The organism is Campylobacter concisus (assembly GCF_902460625.1).
GTDB classification, from domain to species: domain Bacteria; phylum Campylobacterota; class Campylobacteria; order Campylobacterales; family Campylobacteraceae; genus Campylobacter_A; species Campylobacter_A concisus_AD.
The window spans coordinates 29,887-49,968 of the sequence record NZ_CABPUT010000009.1 but is presented as its reverse complement, the minus strand read 5'-3'; the positions used below and the strand labels follow the sequence as shown (position 1 = coordinate 49,968).

The following is a 20,082-nucleotide window of genomic DNA, read 5'->3' as shown; positions in this document are numbered from 1 at the left end:
AATATATTTTAATTTATTTATACGTATTTCTATTATTTATATATTGTTTTATGTATATTTAATAAAATAATTCGTATAATACTTTAATGATTGAAACAAGTGATATATTTAATTTGCTTCACAATGCAGTTGAGGCGAAAAATATCGGTAAGAAAATTTCACAAGCAAAAATGGCAGAAGAGCTTGGTGTACCAATGAGAACATACCAGGACTGGAGACTTGGAAACTCAAAGCCACAAGCTGCCGCTGCAGTTTGCAAACTTCTTTGTGAGCTTGACGACGATGAAATATTATTTGTTATCAACAAGATGAGAAGGTTGTTAGGAAAATAGATGGAAAATTTGACACAAAAAGAGAGAATAGACCTTGAGAGCGTGTTTGCAGCTATCTGCACTAAAAAAGAGCCTAAATTTTTAGGTTTCTATAAAGACTTTTACTCAAGTGCGATTTTAAAATTTTACGTTGTTAAAGACAGAAGTAAAAAAATAAAAATTAAGAAAAATTAGTTTTATATTGTTTGAGCAAAAACACTTTTTGGTACTTTTAAAGGTTAATAATTTAGATAAATTCTCCTTAAATATTGACGTTATTTAAAGAGAATTTACCGACTTATTTTTTACCAAATTTAGCTAGAGCTCTTTGGTAGTCCTCTTCGCTATCGATGCCAATACTTTGGCTCTCAATCTCTAGCATCGCTATCTTTTTGCCATTTTCTAGGGCACGGAGCTGCTCAAGCTTCTCGGTGTTTTCAAGACTTGAAGGCATGAGCGCGCAAAACTCTTTTAAGCTTTTTACGCTGTATCCGTAAATGCCAAGGTGTGCTTTGTAGCTTTTGCACTCGCTTCTGTTAAATGGTATCCTTGATCTTGAAAAGTAAAGCGCATAGCCTTCAAAATCAGTCACTACTTTGACTAAATTTTTATTATCCGCAAACTCATCGTCCATCTTTTTATAACAAGAAAACATAAAGGCTTTCCCTTTGTTTTGCTCGCAAAATGCCCTAAATTTAGCGATATTTTCAGGCTCGATAAATGGCTCATCAGCCTGAACATTTATGATGATCTCACTCTCACTTAGTCCCAAAATTTGTGCCGCTTCGTTTATCCTATCAGTCCCACTTTGATGATCTTTGCTAGTTAGCACCGCTTTTATACCGTGAGCTTTGGCGATATCCAGCACGCTTAGCTCATCCACAGCAACTGCCACATCGTCCACGCCGCTTACTCTAAGAGCCGTCGCTACAAACATCGGCACGCCATTTATCTCTTTTAAAATTTTATTACTAAACCTTGTTGAGGCAAGGCGAGCCGGGATGATTATCATCGCTCGATCCATTCTAGGACGCACTTTTCGATCTCGTCCTCTTTTATGATATTTTTATGTAAAATTTTCGCGCTAAATAGCGAGTTTATCGAGCTTGGCACGCTGTCATTTAAGATTTTAGCAGTCTTTGCGAGCGCATCTTTTTCATCTTTTGTATCTTTGATCTGGCACGCTTTGATCATGCTTGGCGTAAATTTCACCCAGTGCGCGGTAGATGTTATGACGTTTATGCAGCTAGCATCCACCATCTTAAAGCAAGTAGCTGTATGCGGATCGATCGCGTAGCCGTCCTTTGCGAGCTTTGCAATGTATGCCTCGCACTCTTTATCTTCGCACCAGCTAGCCTCAAAGTCCTCTTTTAGCGCTTCAAGCTCTTGCTTACTAAGGTTATAAAATTTATTTTTAGCTAGGCTTTGCATGAGTTCATTGGTTCTAACGCTGCCAAATTTATCAAATAGCAAGCGCTCAACGTTTGAGCTGATCAAAATGTCCATGGCAGGACTTATCGTCTTAACCAGCTTTTTATCCCTAAGGTCATAAACGCCGGTGGTAAAAAACTGCGTCAAGATGTTGTTTGCGTTTGAAGCGATCTTGATCTTGCTGATCTTTGCGCCCATTTTTTTAGCGTAGTATGCCCCAAGCGCATTACCAAAATTTCCACTTGGCACGATGATGTCAAAGCTCTCGTTTGCCTTAAGCGCCTTTTGCTTTAGTAAATTTACGTATGCGTAGGCGTGGTAGATGATCTGAAAGAGAATTCTGCCAAAATTTACCGAGTTTGCCGCGCTTAGCTTAAGGCGCTTTTTCTTAAGCTCGGCCTTAAATTTATCATTTGCAAGCAGCATTTTTAGCGCCCTTTGAGCGTCGTCAAAGTCACCTTTTATACCAAAAACCTTTAAATTTTCACCCTGCATGGTCTGCATTTGCAGCTTTTGAACCTCGCTCGTGCCGCCGTCTGGATAAAGACAGACGACCTTGATATTTTCGTCGTTTGCAAAGGTTTGAAGTGTCGCAGGACCTGTGTCACCGCTCGTTGCGCACATAATAATGTATTTTTCGCCTCTTTCTTTGGCTAGCTGGCTAAGAAGTGAGCCAAAAGGCTGAAGCGCCATATCCTTAAAAGCCCTAGTTGGACCGTGATATAGCTCATTTACATATAAATTTTTATCTAGTTTTTTAAAAATGACTGGGTGTTTTGGATCATCAAAGCTTGCGTATCTTCTGACCGCTTTTTTGAAAAACGCCTCTGGCACGTCAAATTTAAATAGCGAGATGATGTGAAGTGCGAGCTTTTCGTAGCTTAGACTTGAGAGCTCTTGCCACTTTGCCTTTGTGATCTTTGGTAGCTTCTTTGGCGCGTAAAGTCCGCCGTGAGCGGAGCTTGGGCTAAGCATGGCTGTGCTTAAATTTACATTTTTTATCTTTTCGTCTTTTATACTTCTTGTTGGTGTCAGTCTCATTTTTTACCTTTTTTGGTTGATTTTTTTATCCAATTTTCATATTTTTCAAATACCTCTTTCGGCTTAAGTGCCAAAATTTCTGGGGTTTCGTAGCTGTGGTGCTTTCTTATAAAATTAGCCACCTTTTTAAATTTCACGTCCGTTTTTATGAGTAAAATTTGCTCTTTTTCATCGCAAAGCTTCTCTTGCCAGATATATACGCTTTTTGCGCTAAAGCTACTCACGCAAGCAGCAAGGCCCTTTTTCACGAGCTTTTTGCTTAGTTTTTTTGCCTCTTTTTTCTTTGCGACTGAGGTGATTAAAATTCTCATTTTGATCTAAATTTTCCTTTTAAGAAGTGGTTCATTATAACAAAATGGGCTTAAATTTGCTGCGCCAAAACCTTTTTAAACTCCTCACTTAGCATAACTTCAAGCGTTATAAGCGATACTCTCAGCCCAAAGTCCTTTGCCTTTACATAGTCCTTTTGCGTCATCAAAAGTGAGGCTGCATCATATCTTTTTAAAATCTCTTCTAGCTCATCTTTTGAAAAATCATAATGGTCAGGAAAAAAGACGCAAGCTACGCACTCATCAAAAAATGGCTTAAGACGCTCTGGGTTTGCTATGGCAGTAACTAGAACCATTTTTTCGCTTTTATTTAAAATTTCACTCTTTCTAAAGTGAGTTTGTCCTTCACTAGCGATAAAATTAGCAAATTTATAAAAGCTAAACGGATATCTATAAGCCCCGCTTGGCAGGCAAAATTTTAGCTTTGGCTCAGGGTTTGGACGAACCAAGATGTCAAATTTGGCTATGTCAAATTTAGAAAATCCATCATCAAGTAAGATATACTTTGCACCATGCTTTTTAGCGTAGTTTATGGCTACTTTTCTATCTTCGCTTACTATCACATTTGCGTTTTTTAGGCTTGTGGCGTATATCATCGCCTCGTCGCCGCTCGCTGCCACGTTAAGTAAAATTTCGCCATCACGAGCGACAACTTGCATGCCTTTGCTTTTTCTTTTATAGCCTCTAAGAATGATAAAAGCGCCCTCGTAATTTTTAGCGATAGCTACGCAAAGTGGGGTCTTCCCGCTTCCTCCAAGGGTCAAATTTCCAACGCTTACTACCTTTATGCCAAAGTCTATTTTTCTAGCAGTAAATTTCTTAAGCACAACAATAAGAAAATAGATAAAACTTAATGGCAAAAGTAAAAATGCTAGTAAAATTTGAAAGAAATTTGGGCGAAAAAAGTAGTCATTCGCCCAAGAATGCAAGAAAATATTTAATTTCTTAAACACGAGTTTTAGAAATTTCTTTTACTTTGCTGCAGATGTATTGCACCTCTTCGTCACTCAAACTATGATAAATAGGCAGTGACAACACTTGCTGATAATTTTTTAAAGCATTTGGAAAATCATTTACTTTAAGCGAGTATTTGTTTTTATAATAACTTAGTAAATGTATCGGTATATAGTGCAATGATGTGTGAATGCCGTGTTCCAAAAGCTCTCTAGCAAAGCCATCACGATTTTTATTTATCTTAATAATATACTGAGTATAAATGTGCTCGCGTTTTTTGACAGGGATTGTTATATTGTGGCACTCACCAATCTCTTTATCATAAATTTTTGCGATCTCTTGTCTTCTTTGTATGAGCTTGTCTGTTCTTTCTAGCTGCGCAATAGAAAATGCTGCATTTATCGAGTTTATATCATACTTTAAGCCAATATCTACGACATCATAAATATAACTCAAGCTACCGAATTTATCAATGCCATTTACAAGGGCATAGTTGCGAAGTAGTTTTGCTCTTTTATAAATTTCCTCATCATTTGTCGTAAAAAATCCAACCGTTGATATAGGATTTTGTACACGAGAATGTGTTTGAAAGCACGATAAAAAGGAGTCTGAACCAACTTTTTTGCCATTGTATGTTAGTCCCATACCGCGATTTGCGTCATCTAAAATTTTTACGCCGTATTTCTCACAAACCGCCGTTATCTCATCCATCCTAGCACTTTGACCTGCGATATGAGAAATAAAAGCACATTTTAATTTTTTGTGATTTTGCTCTTTTAGCACTTTCTCAAGGGCGTCTGGGCAGATGTTAAAATCTTCTTCATCAACATCCACAAAAATAGGTTCAGCATCAAAATGTCTAACAGCTTGTGCAATGCTAGGAAAGGCATTTATGGAGCAAATGACCTTATCTCCGCGTTTAGTGTCAAGCGCGCTTAGTGCCAAGTGGTGTGCGGCTGCGATATTATTTGTGGTAACTACAAATTTTGCACCAAAATACTCTTTTAACTTCTCTTCAAATCTAGCAACGATATTAGTAGTATTTTCAGAGTGCAAAGCCTCCTCAATAAGCTCACTTTCACGCTCAGTGATAGTTGGTCTATAAAACGGAATCTCTCTCATCTTTAATCCTTTAAATTTTCACTATCAACGGCATTTGTCGTTTAAACCTGTTTGAAACAACTCTATTTTCTATATCCGATACTGCTTTTAATCCGAACTTTTTGATGACTTGCTCCTTGTTATTTTCTAAATTTTCTAAAATCTCATCAATAACAGCATAACTGTAACCTATGTCACCTTCGTCACTTTGACCATCCCACAAATCAGCCGAAGGTGCTTTGTTGATAAAATTTTTATCAACCCCAAGATGTTTTGCAAATTCAAAAATTTCACTTTTGTAAAGCTCTCCAATAGGATTTATCGCACATGCCAAATCCCCAAATATCGTACCGTATCCAAGCATAAGCTCACTTTTGTTGCTTGTTCCGATAACTAGAGCGTTTATACTAGATGAATAATCATAAAGCAAGCTCATTCTAACTCTAGCTGCTAAATTCCCTTTTCTTAAATTGCTTAAATTTACATCTATCGTTTCGTAAAAGGCATTTAAAATACCCTCTATGGATAAAACCTTATATTTTATGTTTAGTTTTTCGCATAAATTTAAGGCATCGTCCATATTTTGTCTGTTTGATGATGCTGTTGGCATGATGAGTGCATGAGTTTCATTTGGTTTTGCTCTTGCACACAAAGTCGCTACTACAGCAGAATCAATACCTCCACTAACACCCAACAACAAATTTTTATCTTTAGTTTTATCTTTTAAGCTAAAAACTAAAGTTTCTTCGATCTTTTGATACTCCTTCATTCTTCCTTTGCCTAGATTTGCTTCCTTTTGTAAAAATTATACTCATTAAATTTAAAATTTTTCTTTAAGTTTAAGTAAAAAGATGTAAAATTTTAAGAAATAATAAATTTAAGGTAAAAAATGAGAGTAATACACAAAAGCTTTGGAGATTTTGGCACTAATTGTTACATAGTTACAAAAGATAACTCATCTATAGTGATAGATCCGGGAGATGGGGCAAAAGAATGGGTTTTGCAAAATGCTAAAAATTTAAAAGCCATCCTTTGTACTCATGGGCATTTTGATCATATTTTTGATGCTGGTAAATTAAAAGATGAGCTAAAAATTCCAGTTTACATTAATAAATTTGACGCTTTCATGTGTGAAAATGATATTTTTGGTTATATGAAAAGTACTTTTACTCCAGATATTTTGGTTGATAATGATGAAAATTTTAACATTGATGATTTTTGTATTAAATTTCATCATTTCCCAGGACATACGCCAGGTTGCTCGATGATAGAGATAGAAGATGTGATGTTTAGTGGAGATTTTTTATTTAAAGGTAGCATCGGACGCTGGGATTTTCCTTTTTCAGATAAAAACGAAATGTTAGCTAGTTTAGAAAAGTGTAAAAATCTAAAGGGCGACTTCGCACTTTATCCAGGGCACGGAGAAAGTAGTACACTAGAGGCCGAGCAAAATGATATTAATTATTGGATAGATATAGTAAAAAATAGCTAAAAATTTCAGTGGTATTAATTTCAAGTTTCAAACTTTTAAAATACACTTAATCGCTATTAAAAATTTATATTTTTATAAAACTAAGAGTCAATCAAAAAGGGTAGATAAATTTTATATGGAGTCTATTAAATTTTAAAGAGGTCCGAGCGAAAACTCGCTCGGGTGAAAGTTTTTAGAAGCTATATTTTGCTTCAAATCTTATACGATCTTGTTTGTAGCTTGCACCATCTTTTTTGTCTTTAGCAGCCGCATACCAAGAAAGGAATGTAAGTTTTTTGCTGTATTTGTAGCTAGCGTCAAGTGACCATTCGTTTCTTTTTGCTCTCTCTTTGCCAAGCGCATAACTTGTGCCCTTACCTTGAGTATATCCAGCACCAAAGCCAAATTTATCTATATCATACCCAGCATTAACAAACCAGTAGTCGTTATTGCCCTTGATGTTATTGTAGTATTGTTGGCCACCACTCATTACACCATTTAAGATCTTAGTTGGGTTGATTAACTGTCCATTTCCATCAATTGATGTAAATGCGATTTTGTCTTTGTTTTTAGCGTCATTTTCTTTGTTTTTAGCGTCAAAGTCTAAATAACCAGCGTTAAGTTTAGCACCAAATAGTTTTGTGCCAGCTTGTACTGCCCAGAAAGTTGCATCAGCTACTTTTTTATGATCTGAGTCACTATAAGCATATTGACCTTTTAAGTTTAGGTTTATATCATCTGTTACATTAAAGCTGACACCAGCTTCAGTACCATAAAGTGTAGCAACCTCTTGGATATTTGTAATTGCTACTTTGAATGATACTGGATCATAACTACCCATAGCACCTAAGTTATAGATGTTACCAGCAGCATCACTAAATTCATCACTGCCAAGCCTTGACAATAATGGGCCATCTATATCTGGGCTTTTAGCTTTATATTTAATGTGTCCAAATTTATCATATTCCGTATTGCCATTTTTGTCTTTTAATATTTCAGCATCGTTATCAATAGCATCATAAGCAGCAGCTGTTAAAGTAAGACCAGGTACGTCAGTACTTACTACTTTTAGACCAGTGCCAGCTATATCGCTATCGATAAAGAAACCTTTGACAAGTTGTTTACCAGCTGTGATGGTAGTATCAGCCACTTTGTAGCCTAGATACATCTCATAAACACCAAAAGAATTTGTTGTATTTGTTTTATCTGTACCAGTTGCTACTTTATCGCCTGAATCATCAGTGGCAGAATATCTTAGTCTTAAAACACCAAAGAAGTTATCGTCTATTGCAGCTTTAAATGCTGTCTCCATTCTAAACGCATGACCAGCACTATTACCCTTTACAGTATCAGCTGTAGTTTTCTTAGTACTATCATTTGTATAACGATATCTTGCAAATCCTGAAAGATCTACATTTTTTATAGCTTCTTCAAGTGGAGTTGCACTTGCAACGCTTGAAAATGCACCTAAAGCAACCAAAGCAGCTAAGCTAACTTTTGTAAGTTTCATCTAAATCTCCTTTTGATAAAAAGTTTTGAAAGGATATTATCATAGAAAATTAATTTTATTGCTTAATTTTCCTTAAAATTTAAAAAATGTTACCAATTATTTACCAAAATAGGATAATGAGATAAAGATTGTCTTTTTAAAATTTCGTTTTATTTGGGATTAAAAATCAAAAATTTTTACCTACTTTTAGCTATTAGCCTTAGCTTCTTCTCGTTCTTTTTTTTGCCTTATAGCAGCTTCTTTTTGGATATTTTTTTGTTGAGCCAAGAAGATATGCTCTTCAAGTGTAACAAGTTGAAATATTCCTTCAAAAATTTTTATATCTTTAACATATCCAAGCACTTTTACTTCCCTTTTTCTGCTCTCTTCAAATCTTGCTTGCGCGTCAAATTCCACTACATCACCAAGCTTTAGTGGCCCAAAGAAATTTATTCTAGCCCCGATACTAACGCAAAATTCTTCATTAATAGCTAAAAGTGCAGCATGATTTGCGCCCATGAAAATAAATCCGCTATGAATAAGTCCCTCAGTATCGCACACCATATCATCCGTAGTAAAAAATCTAGTCTTTGCGTGATTTTTTTCAAGTAAAAATGCCGTTCCACTAAAATTTAGCTTTGTAAGTGGAGCGGTTTTGATCTCATTTCTTAATGGATTTTCATCTTCTGGTAAGATTATTTGCGATTCATCTTTTATATCATAGATATTTTCTTCTGCCATTTTTATCCTTAAATTTTAACTCTAACATATGCTCTTTTTGGTGCTGGATAGCCCTCGATTGTCTTTGCACTATCATTTGGATCTAAAAAATTTCCAAGACTCTCACCGTCTATCCACTGCGTTTTTCTTTGCTCATTTAGATCAGTGGCCTTTGTATCAAGTAAGGTAAAATCCCTAAATTTAGCTCTCTCGCACCAGTTTTGAAGTGCCGAGAGTGTTGGCACAAAGTAGATATTTGGGATTTTTGAGTATCTATCCTTTGGACTTAGCGCAAAATCGCCATCCATATCAATATACATAGTATCTAAAAATAGCTCTCCTCCAGGATTTAGCACAGTTTTTAGCTCTTTTAGCATCTTGATAGGATCGCTTCTGTGGTATATCACGCCAAGGCAAAAAATGGTGTCAAATTTCGCTGCGTATTCTGGCAAGCTCTCTACTCCAAGAAGCTCGTAAGCGATATTTGAGCGGATAAATTTATTTAAAAAAGCAAACTGCAAATATGTATGCACGCTAGGATCAAAGCCAGTTATGCTTTTTGGACCGTACTCAAGCATCTTAAACATATAATATCCATTGTTGCAACCCACATCAGCCACGCTTTTGCCGGCTAAATTTAGGTGCGGGGCAAGGATATTAAATTTAATAAAACTTTGCCACTCGCTATCTATATATATATCATCAAGTAAAAATGGTCCTTTTCGCCAAGGCTTTAGGCTAAGAGCTAGATCAAAAATTTCGTCTTTTTTTGCTTGATCTAAATTTTTAAATTTCACATTTACACTATCTTTTAGCTCAAGCTCGCAGTCAAAATTTGCTAAATTTTCTATCCTATTATAAAATTGCTTTTGCTGCTCATTAAATTTACTAAGATCCATGCTATTTCCAGTCGACGATGTTGTGCGGACACTCTTTTTGGTAGGTGCCAGTCGCATCATAATACTCTTTACAATCATTATAATATTGAGTCGAAACTCCACGCTCATTCATATAAAGACAACCATTACAAAATAGCGCTATAAAGCCTAAAAATATAATCTTTTTCATGTGGCGGATTTTATCATAAATAAAAATTTTATGCTAGAATAGCAGGCAATTTTAGAGCCAAGTTTGGCTAAGATTAAGCAAAAAGGCATTTTATGCAAAGAAGAGATTTTTTTAAATTCAGTAGTTTTTTAGGTGCAGCAAGTCTGCTTCCAAGTGTCACTCTAGCTAGCGACGAGCCAGCAAACCCAGTCGTAAGAAATTTCGACGTAAATTTCAAACACCAGCTGCTCGAAAAAGGCAAAAGCTCAAAAATTTGGTTACCACTTCCACTAAGCACCACTTATCAGCAACTAACCCAAGACTACGTCATAAACACAACCGCTAAAAACGTCTATATTTCAGATACGCTAATACCTACAATGTATGCTGATTTTGAAGAAAATGAGCAAAGACCTATCTTAAATGTGCAGTTTAAAATCCAAATAACAGAGCGCAACACTGACTTTAGCAAGGTAAATTACGATCCAAACGAGAAGGTAGATCCTGCTGTTTTGGAGTTTTTAAAACCAACTTCACACATACCAACTGACGGCGTCGTAAGAGCAAAAGCGCTAGATATAGTTGGAAATTTAAAGGGCGACTTGGAGCGCGCAAAAGCGATCTATACGTGGGTTGCAAATACTATGCAGCGTGATAACAGCATCCTTGGATGTGGCACAGGCGACGTTAAAGCCATACTTGAAAGTGGCAAACTAGTTGGCAAATGCACCGATATAAACTCTGTTTTCGTGGGGCTTTGCAGATCAGTTGGCATTCCGGCAAGAGAAATTTTTGGTATCAGAGTTGGTCAGTCTAGATTTTCAGATCAGATGGGCAGCGCAAAAGATGGCGTGGCTAAAATTTCAGGCGGACAGCACTGCAGGGCTGAATTTTACCTAAAAGGCTATGGTTGGATACCAGTTGATCCAGCGGATGTCACAAAGGTAAGACTGGGCGAGAAGCTAACAAATGATGACGCCAAGATCGTAGCTGTGAGAGATTATTGCTTTGGTAACTGGGAGATGTGCTGGATAGGCTTTAACTATGGCCGCGACTTTATCTTAAAGCCAACTCCAGAGCAAACTCCGCTAAACAACTTTGGCTATCCATACGCTGAGGTTGATGGCAACACACAAAACTACTATTCGCCAAAAGAATTTAGCTACGACTACGTCTCAACAGAGCTAAAATGAGAGCCTTTTGGCTGATACTAACATCCATAGGTAGTGCTATCGGCGCTACCTTGTGCTGCTTACCAGCACTTCTTTTCCTACTTTTTGGCACTTCTTTTTCATTTCTATCTTGGACACAAAATTTATACGAGTACCGCGTCCCTTTAAGCGTCGTGGCGGTCATTTGCTTTGTGATTTCAGGTGTAGCTCTATTTTACAAGCCAAAAAGCTGCAACCTAAGCTATAAAAAGAAAAAATGGATACTTATATATATACTTTTTGGAGTGATTTTGCTTTTACTCCTTACATACCCAGAGCTTTTAGGAGAAATTTATGCGTAAAATTTTAGTTTTAGCCCTTTTAATGGCTACAAGCTATGCTGATAAAAAGATAGAAATTTTAGTGCCTAGCATGCACTGTCCGCTTTGCACAGCGATAGTAAGAAAGGCTGCTCTTAGCGTTGAGGGCGTAAAAAAGGCAGATGTATCACTAAAAGAGCGAAAAGCTGTCGTTATAGCAGATGATAAGCTCGATGAAAAAGAGCTTTTAAAAGCAGTCGATGCGACTGGCTATAAGGGCGAGATAAAATAATTTTTTTACGGAGGCAAATATGTCAAAGAGTGAAATTTTAAAGAAATTTGAGACACTTGCTGCGATACCACACTGCAGTTATGAGACTGATAAGATGCGTGATTTTCTGGCTAGCTATGCAAAAGATAAGGGCTGTGAGGTCGTGGTCGATAGTTTTGGCAACGTTCATGCATTTAAAGGCAAGCCAAAAATTTGCTTGCAAAGCCACTACGATATGGTCTGCATGGGCGATGCTCCAAAGATTGAGATAGTTTATGGCGATGATGGCTATATGAGGGCTAAAAACTCATCTTTAGGTGCCGATAACGGCATAGGCGTGGCTATCATGATGCAGATGATAAGCGAATTTGACGACATTGAGTGCCTTTTTACAAACAACGAAGAGGTCGGCATGGTTGGAGCTGCTGGTTTTAGCGGAGATCTAAAAGCTAACAAACTTTTAAATTTAGACAGCGAAGAAGACGACCGCGTAACTATCGGCTGCGCTGGCGGCGTAAATTTATTTGCCACTATCTCGCTTAATAGCAAAAAAACAAAAGAGAGCACGCTTTACGAAGTAAAAGTAAGCGGCTTACCAGGCGGACACTCTGGCAATGAGATACATAAAAATATCCCAAATGCGATCAAGGTTTTGGCTACATTTATCACTAAAAATGGATGTAAGCTTGTTAAATTTGAAGGTGGCGAGCGAAGCAACTCTATCCCAAGTGGCGCAACTGCACTGGTTCTAAGCGATAAAGAGCTAAAAAGTGAGTGTGAAAATTTAAGCGTGAAAAAGCTTGGCACTGGTGAAGAAATTTTAGAAAATGGCGATAAAATTTTAACTCTTATTAACTCATTTTCACAAGGCGTAAGAGCCTATAACTGCGAGCTAGGCATACCGCAAGATAGCGTCAATCTCTCACTTGCAAAGATCAAAGATGATGGCATACTTGAAGTGGAGTTTTTTGCAAGGTCAATGAGCAAAGATGGACTAAATAGGATGGAATTTGAAATTTCTGAGCTTGCAAAAGCGCTTGGTTTTGAGGTCATCGCAAAAGATAGAAACCCTGCTTGGAAGCCTATAAATGATAAATTTGCAAACGACATCCTAGAAGAGCTAAAAATTTATAAGCCAAATGCAAGAATAACAGCTGTGCATGCTGGACTTGAATGTGGCGTGCTTTTGGAGAAAAAAGCGGGTCTTAGTGCTTGCTCAATAGGACCAAACATCCACTCACCTCACTCAACAAGAGAATGCTGCGAAGTTGAATCTACACTTTTTATAGAAAAAGTAGTTCGCGGTATCGTTAAAAAATATAACTCATAAAAAATAAAATTTGCTAGAAATTTCTAGCAAATTTTGGATTTTGAAGATTTAGGATTTGTTCGCAAGCACGAGCAAATTTATATTATTTTCCAAACTCATAAACGATCTTGCCACTTTTTATCGTAGTAGTCGTTGCGCCTTTTAGCTTTTTGCCAAAAAGCGGAGAATTTATAGATTTTGAGCGGTTTATCTTTTCATCATAAATGTATTCGATCTCAGGGTCTATCACTGCAATGTCAGCCAGCATGCCCTCTGCGAGCTTACCTTTGTCTTTTAAATTTAGCATCTTGGCCGCATTTGTAGAGGTTAGCTCCACCATACGCTCCAAGCTTATGACGCCTTCATTTACGAGCTTTAAAGTAAGTGGTACAAGAGTTTGAAGTCCGATGATACCAAATGGCGCCTTGTCAAACTCTACTATCTTTTCGTCTGTATGGTGCGGCGCATGATCGGTTGCGATAACGTCTATAAGACCGCTTTTTAGCGCCTCTCTTACCGCTTTTACATCGCTTATCTCACGAAGCGGTGGTGACATTTTGAAATTTGTATCATAGGCATTTTTCAAAATTTCATCGTCACTAAAGCTAAAATGGTGTGGTGTAGCCTCACAAGTAATGTTTATGCCCTCTTTTTTGCCCATTTCGATGATCTTTAGTGAGTACTCCGAGCTTACGTGAGCGATATGAATGTGTGCTTTAGTAAGCTTTGCAAGTAGCATATCACGACTAACTGCGATCTCCTCTTTCTCTCTTGCCATGCCACGAAGTCCAAGTATGGCTGAGACTTTACCCTCGTGCATGACGCCCTGTCTGCAAAGCGAACAATCCTCTGAGTGGCTTATACAAAAGCTACCAAACATGCTTGAGTACTCAAGTGCCGCTCTCATCACGCTTGAGCTAGTTACTGGTAGACCATCATCGCTAAATGCAACTGCTCCAGCCTCTATAAGATCGCCCATTTCAACGATCTCGTTGCCGCCAAGTCCTTTGCTAATGGCTGCGATTGGTAAAAGATCGATCAGTCCGCAGTTTTTAGCCTTTTCTATCATTGCTCTTGTGATTGAGGCGTTGTCATTTACTGGGTTTGTGTTAGCCATGCAAAGGCAGGTGGTCACTCCTCCAGCTACGGCCGCCTGCGAGCCTGAGATGATGTCGTCTTTGTACTCTTGACCAGGATCTCGAAAATGCACGTGCATGTCGATAAGCCCTGGCATGACGAGCTTATTTGTGGCGTCGATGACCTTATCAGCCTCAAATTTCTCACTTCCTATTTTGGCTATTTTGCCGTTTTCTATTAGGATATTTGCTTTAAATTTCTCGTCGCTATTTACGATAGTGCCGTTAATTATTGCTATTTTCATCTTTAGCCCCTATTTTTCGCAAGCGTATTTAGTATCGCCATTCTTATAGCAACGCCGTTTTCTACTTGATTTAGTATGACTGAGTGTGTGCCATCAGCCACGTCTGAGTTTAACTCCACGCCCCTATTTATCGGTCCTGGGTGCAGCACGATCGCGTCAGGCTTTGCTAGCTTTATCCTATTTTTATTTAGTCCAAAGAATTTCGAGTACTCTCTCGAGCTTGGAAATGCCACGTCCGCACCGCCACGCTCTAGTTGGATACGAAGCATGATAATGACGTCGCTGCCCTCGCAAGCTTCCTCCATATTTTTGCAAATTTGAGACTCAAAGACCTCAGCGTCTTTTGGCATCATCATCCTTGGCGCAAAGAGCTTTAAATTTATGCCAAATTTCTTCATCGCCCAGATGTCAGACCTTGCCACGCGGCTTCTAGCGATGTCACCGATGATCGCCACGTTTAAATTTTTATCCAAAATTTTACCATGCTCTCTTAGTGTGAAAAGATCAAGTAGAGCTTGGCTTGGGTGCTCATTTGTGCCATCCCCTGCATTTACGACGCTAGCCTCTGTCCTATCAGCTGCAAATTTTGCCGCCCCAGAGCTTGGGTGACGAAGTACGATGATGTCAGTTCTCATAGCAGCCATGTTGTTCATCGTATCATTTAGGCTCTCGCCTTTTGTCACGCTTGAGCTTGATGAGCTGAAATTTATCGTATCAGCTCCAAGTCTCTTTGCTGCGATCTCAAAGGATGTTCTAGTTCTTGTCGAGTTTTCATAAAATGCGTTGATCGTGGTCTTTCCACGAAGATAGTCATTTTTTTTCACTTGGCTTAAATTTAGCTCCTTAAACTCTTTCGCCGCGTCTAAAAAATATAAAATTTCTTCTTTGCTAAGCTCTCTAGTTCCTATCAAATCTTTATGTTTGTAGCCCATTTTAAGCCTCTTAAATTTATTTTGCTACGAAGTCGCAAGCTGGTTGATAGCCGTTATCACAAGCTTTTTTAAATAAAGCCTTCGCTTTTTCTTCGTTCTTTGCTTCATTTGCGTCTTTATCTTTTACAAGGCCATAAGCGATCATTTCGCCTAGTTTTTCGCAAGCCATGCCTTCGTTTTCGTCACACATTTTTGTAAAAATTTTCTCAGCTTGAACTCTATCTTTTGCCACGCCGTCGCCGTTAAATAGCATGATTGCATTCATTGTACAAGCTTTTTTCTCGCCCTCTCCACAAGCCTTATTAAAATAAAGATAAGCTTCATTGAAATTTTTCTTTGCATAAAGCTCATTTGCTTTGTCTAAATTTTCATTTGCCATAGCATTTAACGCAAAAACTGCTGCCACTAAAACTAAAATTTTCTTCATATTTTCTCCTTATTTAAATAATTTTGAATGATGTTTTTTCATATACTCAACTATCTCTATGACCTCGTCACTTCCGCTAGCATCAGAATTTTCTAACGCATCATCGATGCACTCGACATAAAGATTTGCTGCCTCTTCAAGTTTGTCTTTTTTTACTCCAGCATAGTAGAACATCGCTTCAAGCACCATACTAAGCTCGTAGCTAAGTTCTTCTACGCTTACCTCTTCTTCTTTCATATATCCTCCTGTGTTTTTTTGGTTATTAGATCGATTATCTGGGCTTTAATTGGCTCATAACTAAAGCCATCTTTAAAATTTGTAAATAGCCCACCGCTTGCATTAACATGCCCACCGCCACCAACTAGGTGCTTTGCCATGACACTAACGTCAAGCTTGCCATTTGCACGAAAACTTAGCGTTTTTTTGTTTGTTACATCAATAAAGAAGTCAAATTCAGGGTTTGCTACTAAAAAGTCGTTGCCGATGACCGAAACATTGCCGATATTGTAGGTTAAAATTCCTTTATGATCTTTATAGTTTATGCTAAATTTCTCTTTATTTTCACTAAGTTTTTTTACGACGTAGTTTGAGATTAGATTACTTAGCGTATCGTCTTTATCCTCTTTGAAAAATGACTTCTTAATAGCATGCACCTGCATATCAAGGCCGATATAGTCGTTTTTCTCGTTAAAAAATTTGCTAGCTTCTTTTAAGAGATGATCCATATAGAGGTTATTTTCAGCTTCAAACATCACCTTATTTATCTCTTTAGCATTTGCCACAAGCCCCAAGCAGACCTTTCCCATTTCAAAATTTTTATCATCTTTTAGCCAGATATCCACGGCATTTACGACGTCACTAAAAATTTCAAGCTCTTTGTTTTTACCAAAAATGCCTGCAAAAAAGTCATAAGTGATCTTTGTGGCACATCTTGAGCTATCTAAAAAATACCAAGCATAAGCGCTCGCGCACTCGGCACCACTTTGGTGATGATCTAGCAAAAATAGCTTTATATTTTTGCCCCCTATCATCTCCTCAAAGCTCTCGCACTGAGCTAGAGTTAAATTTAGATCAGTGATCAAGATGATGTTTTTATCGTCATTTGAGGCGCCTATCTCAGATAGAATTTGAGCAAATTTATCATCTATCTCTCTGCCGTAGTTTGAGTTTAGAAATTTTACATCTTTGAAGTAAAAATTTGTTATGTATTGCGCGCCGTATCCGTCAAGATCGGTGTGTGAGAGGTGATAAATTTTCATCGTTTTCCTTTATAAATTTTCTATTTCTATGACGCCAACCGTTTCAAATGGCGTATTTGCCGAGATCTCAGCAAAACTTAGCACCACGATATCGATGGCAAAATTTGCGCAGATATTTGCTATAAATTTTCTTAGGCTTGGTTCCACGCAAAGCACCATTTCGCCATGCTGACTCATCGGACGTTTCTCTTTTTCATGCCTTAGAGCCTGAACGATCGATGAAGTTTGAGCCACATTTATCATCAGGTGATAGGCACCATCTTTATACTGCACCGCATCCATAAGCTTTTGCTGCGCAGCACTATCTAAAATGTAAAAATTTAGCTGACCTTTCTCATCGACATAAAGCGAAGTGATGACACGCGAGAGCGCTGCGCGTACGTGTTCGATGATCATATCTAGGTTTTTACTAACCTCGGCGATGTCGCTAATTGATTCAAGTATACTAAGTAGGTCTTTGATCGGGATATTGTCTTTAAGCAGCGCTTTTAAAACCTTTTGGATCAAATTTATAGGTGCGATCCTTAGTGTATCCTCGACCACAACTGGGTAGTCGATCTTTAGTTTGTCTAATAAATTTTGCGTCTCTTGGCGAGTTAGAAGCTCGGCTGCGTTTTGCTTGATAAGCTCACTCATGTGCGTTGAGATGACGCTTGCAGGATCAACTATCGTGTAGCCGCTAAGTATGGCGTCCTCTTTGACGCTAGCATCGATCCAAAGAGCGTCTAGCCCAAAAGCTGGCTCTTTTGTCGGAATTCCCTCGATATCTTCGCTAACTAGGCCACTATCCATCGCTAGAAATTTATCCGCATAAATTTCACCCTGACCAATCACGATGCCTTTTAGCTTAAAGCGGTACTCGTTTGGCGGTAGTTGAAGGTTGTCGCGGATCCTTATCTTTGGCATCAAAAAGCCAAGGCTTGAAGCGATATTTCGCCTCATAGCGCGAATCCTCTCAATGAGATCCACATCAGCTAGCTTTAACAAGCCATATCCTAGGTCAAGCTCTAAAATTTCAAGCTTTAAGATGTCGTTTATCTTTGTCTCTTCTTCTCTTGCGATCTCTTCGTCGCTCTTCTTTGGTACCTTAGTAGTGGCACCACTAGCAGCTGCTCCTGCCCCACTTTGCGTAGCACCTCCAGCTTTTTTAGAAACTGTTTTGTCTTTTGAAGCAAGGCCTAAATTTAGCCCGCCATCTTTGGTCTGCTTGATGATGTAGCCAAGCCCCAAAAATAGCAGTGCGATAAAGCCAAGAGAAAGAGTCGGAAGCCCTGGGACAAGAGCAAACATAAATAGTATGAAGCCCACTATCAGTAAGGTTTTATAATCCCCTAAGAGCTGATTTAACGTGCCTTCTGCAAAGTCCTCATCGTCCTTGCTAGCCCTTGTGATGATGATAGCAGTCGCTGTTGATGTGATAAGCCCTGGGATCTGGCTCACAAGGCCATCACCGATGGTTAGGATCGTATAATACTGAGCCGATGTCGCCATATCAAGGCCGTGCTGAAACGAGCCGATAGCAAAGCCACCGATGATATTAATGATAGTGATGATGATGCCAGCGACGGCATCACCTTTTATAAATTTAGACGAACCATCCATCGCGCCATAGAAATTTGCCTCACCGATGATGGCTTGGCGTCTTTCGCGCGCTGTTTTTTCATCAATCAAACCTGCGTTTAAGTCCGCATCTATCGCCATTTGCTTACCTGGCATCGCATCAAGTGTAAAACGTGCTTGCACCTCGCTCACACGTGTTGAGCCCTTTGTTACGACCATGAAATTTATGAGAACCAAGATACAAAAGACGATGGTGCCGATAACGAAGTTGCCGCCAACTACGAAATTTCCAAAGCTTGATATGATCTCGCTGACCGCTTCTGGGCCGTTGTGACCTTCGCTTAAGATCATACGCGTGGTTGCGATATTTAGCGAGAGGCGAAAAAGCGTTATGATGAGAATGAGCGTTGGAAACGTGCTAAGGTCAGTCGGTTTTGGCACGTAAATAGAGATCAATATAATAAGCACTGAAATCGAGATCGAAAGTGCTAAGAAAAAGTCAAGCACCGCGCTTGGAAGCGGCACGATGATAATAGCAAGGATAGCAACGATGATGCCAACGATGCTAAGACTTTTAAACTTAACAATTGGCGCAAGAAACGGCGCTACAAGAGTTAAGATGTTATTTTTTTGCTTTGCCAACTTTACTTCTTAATGATATCACTTAGTTTGATCGCATCAAGCATCTCGTCGATCTTGCTTTGAAGACCGCTAAACATCGACCAAATTTGACAGCTTGAGGCTTTATTTGACGGGCAGCCATCTGCAGAAGATGAGCACTCAAAGACGTTAAGTTCACGTTTTTCAGCGCACTCTATTATCTTTTTTATGCTTAAATTTTCAGGTTCGTTATTTAGCGCGAAACCGCCATTTGCCCCTTTAAACGACTTTAAAATTCCATCTTTTGCAAGATTTTGTAAAATTTTAGCTAAAAAGCTTTTTGAAATTTTAAGTTCATTTGAGATCGTATCAACATCAACTGGAGATGATTTTTGAGATATTAAAATAAGTGAAAGTAGAGCGTATTCGCTTGCCTTTGTAAAAAGCATTTATCTTCCTTAAGTCTTTAAATAGCCCTAATTTTATTAAATTTTTACTGCATTTTTCATTAATTTTTAAAAAGCGTAGTTTTATCTAACTTTATGTTTTAAATGCTATAATCGCTCTTCCAAAATTCACCAATCAGGAGGTCATTATGGCTTTGGATTCGGCTAAAAAAGCTCAAATAGTTGCGAAATTCGCTAGAAAAGAGGGAGATACAGGCTCTCCAGAAGTTCAAATAGCTCTTTTAACAGCTAGAATAACTGAACTTACAGAACACCTTAAAATTTTCAAAAAAGACTTTTCATCACGTTTAGGTCTTTTAAAACTAGTTGGTCAAAGAAAAAGACTTTTAAAGTATCTTAAAAATAAAGACTACACTACATATTCAAAACTAATCTCTGAGCTTGGCTTAAGAGATAAATAATCCATCGGAGAGCGATCTGCTCTCCTTATTAAATTTCCTTCATCCATATTTTTATTCAAAAATTTACAGTCTATTTTAAATTTTTCTATCTTTAGTATTAATTTATCTAC

Annotated in this window: 25 protein-coding genes; 8 read left to right on the top strand and 17 right to left on the bottom strand. The window is 38.1% G+C overall.

The genetic code is table 11. The features are described from left to right. Nucleotides 1-86: 86 nt before the first annotated feature. Both F3G69_RS07470 and F3G69_RS09310 read left to right on the top strand, forming a co-directional pair. Entirely contained in the window at nucleotides 87-332 is a 246-nt protein-coding gene (locus tag F3G69_RS07470) for a helix-turn-helix domain-containing protein (protein WP_103600302.1), read from the top strand. Continuing rightward, nucleotides 333-506: a hypothetical protein gene (locus F3G69_RS09310; RefSeq protein ID WP_188115348.1), complete on the top strand. Its 174-nt coding sequence runs from the start codon at nucleotides 333-335 to the stop codon at nucleotides 504-506. Nucleotides 507-609: 103 nt separating this feature from the next. On the opposite strand, the gene kdsB is transcribed toward F3G69_RS09310, so the two are convergent. The 6 genes from kdsB to F3G69_RS07440 are packed head-to-tail and all read right to left on the bottom strand — an operon-like array spanning nucleotide 610 to nucleotide 5,936. Continuing rightward, nucleotides 610-1,323 carry a 3-deoxy-manno-octulosonate cytidylyltransferase gene (gene kdsB / locus F3G69_RS07465; protein WP_149714867.1) on the bottom strand — a complete coding sequence of 238 codons (714 nt, stop codon included), beginning with the start codon at nucleotides 1,321-1,323 and terminating at the stop codon, nucleotides 610-612. Continuing rightward, complete coding sequence (gene thrC, locus F3G69_RS07460) at nucleotides 1,320-2,783, bottom strand: threonine synthase (RefSeq protein ID WP_149714866.1); 1,464 nt, start codon at nucleotides 2,781-2,783, stop codon at nucleotides 1,320-1,322. The genes kdsB and thrC overlap by 4 nt, the downstream gene beginning before the upstream one ends. Continuing rightward, nucleotides 2,780-3,094 (bottom strand): divalent-cation tolerance protein CutA, encoded by a 315-nt coding sequence (cutA, locus tag F3G69_RS09640; RefSeq protein WP_149714865.1) that lies wholly within the window; start codon nucleotides 3,092-3,094, stop codon nucleotides 2,780-2,782. Before cutA ends, thrC begins: the two co-directional genes overlap by 4 nt. Before the next feature lie 50 nt (nucleotides 3,095-3,144). After that, nucleotides 3,145-4,065 (bottom strand): tetraacyldisaccharide 4'-kinase, encoded by a 921-nt coding sequence (locus tag F3G69_RS07450; protein WP_149714864.1) that lies wholly within the window; start codon nucleotides 4,063-4,065, stop codon nucleotides 3,145-3,147. Continuing rightward, nucleotides 4,058-5,188: a DegT/DnrJ/EryC1/StrS family aminotransferase gene (locus F3G69_RS07445; RefSeq protein WP_084042092.1), complete on the bottom strand. Its 1,131-nt coding sequence runs from the start codon at nucleotides 5,186-5,188 to the stop codon at nucleotides 4,058-4,060. Before F3G69_RS07445 ends, F3G69_RS07450 begins: the two co-directional genes overlap by 8 nt. 10 nt (nucleotides 5,189-5,198) lie before the next feature. Beyond that, nucleotides 5,199-5,936, bottom strand: coding sequence for an NAD+ synthase (locus tag F3G69_RS07440; RefSeq protein ID WP_103580590.1), 738 nt, complete (start codon nucleotides 5,934-5,936; stop codon nucleotides 5,199-5,201). A gap of 120 nt (nucleotides 5,937-6,056) precedes the next feature. Here F3G69_RS07440 and F3G69_RS07435 point away from each other — a divergent pair, with 120 nt between their 5' ends. Continuing rightward, the gene (locus tag F3G69_RS07435; RefSeq protein WP_149714863.1) at nucleotides 6,057-6,659 is read left to right on the top strand and encodes an MBL fold metallo-hydrolase; all 603 of its coding nucleotides are present in this window, start codon (nucleotides 6,057-6,059) and stop codon (nucleotides 6,657-6,659) included. A gap of 172 nt (nucleotides 6,660-6,831) precedes the next feature. Here F3G69_RS07435 and F3G69_RS07430 read toward each other — a convergent pair whose 3' ends face one another. From F3G69_RS07430 to F3G69_RS09480, 4 genes are all read right to left on the bottom strand, one after another. After that, nucleotides 6,832-8,148 carry a major outer membrane protein gene (locus F3G69_RS07430; RefSeq protein WP_149714862.1) on the bottom strand — a complete coding sequence of 439 codons (1,317 nt, stop codon included), beginning with the start codon at nucleotides 8,146-8,148 and terminating at the stop codon, nucleotides 6,832-6,834. Between the two features lie 186 nt (nucleotides 8,149-8,334). Then, on the bottom strand, nucleotides 8,335-8,868 hold the full coding sequence (locus F3G69_RS07425) for a thioesterase (protein ID WP_103594046.1): 534 nt from the start codon (nucleotides 8,866-8,868) through the stop codon (nucleotides 8,335-8,337). Between the two features lie 8 nt (nucleotides 8,869-8,876). Beyond that, nucleotides 8,877-9,746 (bottom strand): tRNA 5-methoxyuridine(34)/uridine 5-oxyacetic acid(34) synthase CmoB, encoded by an 870-nt coding sequence (gene cmoB, locus F3G69_RS07420; protein ID WP_258033636.1) that lies wholly within the window; start codon nucleotides 9,744-9,746, stop codon nucleotides 8,877-8,879. Nucleotide 9,747: 1 nt separating this feature from the next. After that, on the bottom strand, nucleotides 9,748-9,915 hold the full coding sequence (locus F3G69_RS09480) for a hypothetical protein (protein WP_002942642.1): 168 nt from the start codon (nucleotides 9,913-9,915) through the stop codon (nucleotides 9,748-9,750). 92 nt (nucleotides 9,916-10,007) lie between these two features. On the opposite strand from F3G69_RS09480, the gene F3G69_RS07415 reads away from it, so the two are divergent. Genes F3G69_RS07415 through F3G69_RS07400 form a run of 4 tightly spaced genes read left to right on the top strand, consistent with a single transcriptional unit; the run spans nucleotide 10,008 to nucleotide 12,966 of the window. Next, a complete protein-coding gene (locus F3G69_RS07415; RefSeq protein WP_149714861.1) occupies nucleotides 10,008-11,087 on the top strand; it encodes a transglutaminase-like domain-containing protein in 1,080 nt (359 codons plus the stop codon). Then, nucleotides 11,084-11,407, top strand: a complete 324-nt coding sequence (locus F3G69_RS07410) for a hypothetical protein (RefSeq protein WP_009294140.1) — start codon at nucleotides 11,084-11,086, stop codon at nucleotides 11,405-11,407. The genes F3G69_RS07415 and F3G69_RS07410 overlap by 4 nt, the downstream gene beginning before the upstream one ends. Continuing rightward, the gene (locus F3G69_RS07405; protein WP_103600739.1) at nucleotides 11,400-11,657 is read left to right on the top strand and encodes a heavy-metal-associated domain-containing protein; all 258 of its coding nucleotides are present in this window, start codon (nucleotides 11,400-11,402) and stop codon (nucleotides 11,655-11,657) included. Before F3G69_RS07410 ends, F3G69_RS07405 begins: the two co-directional genes overlap by 8 nt. Nucleotides 11,658-11,676: 19 nt before the next feature. Next, nucleotides 11,677-12,966, top strand: coding sequence for a M28 family peptidase (locus tag F3G69_RS07400; protein ID WP_149714860.1), 1,290 nt, complete (start codon nucleotides 11,677-11,679; stop codon nucleotides 12,964-12,966). Nucleotides 12,967-13,048: 82 nt separating this feature from the next. Here F3G69_RS07400 and F3G69_RS07395 read toward each other — a convergent pair whose 3' ends face one another. Genes F3G69_RS07395 through F3G69_RS07365 form a run of 7 tightly spaced genes read right to left on the bottom strand, consistent with a single transcriptional unit; the run spans nucleotide 13,049 to nucleotide 19,553 of the window. Further along, on the bottom strand, nucleotides 13,049-14,326 hold the full coding sequence (locus tag F3G69_RS07395) for a dihydroorotase (RefSeq protein ID WP_103600741.1): 1,278 nt from the start codon (nucleotides 14,324-14,326) through the stop codon (nucleotides 13,049-13,051). 2 nt (nucleotides 14,327-14,328) lie between these two features. Further along, nucleotides 14,329-15,258, bottom strand: a complete 930-nt coding sequence (locus tag F3G69_RS07390; protein ID WP_103600742.1) for an aspartate carbamoyltransferase catalytic subunit — start codon at nucleotides 15,256-15,258, stop codon at nucleotides 14,329-14,331. Between the two features lie 16 nt (nucleotides 15,259-15,274). Further along, on the bottom strand, nucleotides 15,275-15,685 hold the full coding sequence (locus F3G69_RS07385) for a tetratricopeptide repeat protein (RefSeq protein WP_107686947.1): 411 nt from the start codon (nucleotides 15,683-15,685) through the stop codon (nucleotides 15,275-15,277). A gap of 9 nt (nucleotides 15,686-15,694) precedes the next feature. Continuing rightward, entirely contained in the window at nucleotides 15,695-15,922 is a 228-nt protein-coding gene (locus F3G69_RS07380) for a hypothetical protein (RefSeq protein WP_021089755.1), read from the bottom strand. Next, nucleotides 15,919-16,944, bottom strand: a complete 1,026-nt coding sequence (locus F3G69_RS07375; protein WP_149714859.1) for a DHH family phosphoesterase — start codon at nucleotides 16,942-16,944, stop codon at nucleotides 15,919-15,921. Before F3G69_RS07375 ends, F3G69_RS07380 begins: the two co-directional genes overlap by 4 nt. A 9-nt stretch (nucleotides 16,945-16,953) precedes the next feature. Then, nucleotides 16,954-19,146 (bottom strand): flagellar biosynthesis protein FlhA, encoded by a 2,193-nt coding sequence (gene flhA / locus F3G69_RS07370; protein ID WP_149714858.1) that lies wholly within the window; start codon nucleotides 19,144-19,146, stop codon nucleotides 16,954-16,956. Nucleotides 19,147-19,148: 2 nt separating this feature from the next. Beyond that, entirely contained in the window at nucleotides 19,149-19,553 is a 405-nt protein-coding gene (locus F3G69_RS07365) for an RrF2 family transcriptional regulator (RefSeq protein ID WP_087580603.1), read from the bottom strand. Between the two features lie 146 nt (nucleotides 19,554-19,699). Between F3G69_RS07365 and rpsO the strand changes: the two genes are divergently transcribed. Further along, nucleotides 19,700-19,972, top strand: a complete 273-nt coding sequence (rpsO, locus tag F3G69_RS07360) for a 30S ribosomal protein S15 (RefSeq protein WP_004317763.1) — start codon at nucleotides 19,700-19,702, stop codon at nucleotides 19,970-19,972. Nucleotides 19,973-20,082: the final 110 nt, after the last annotated feature.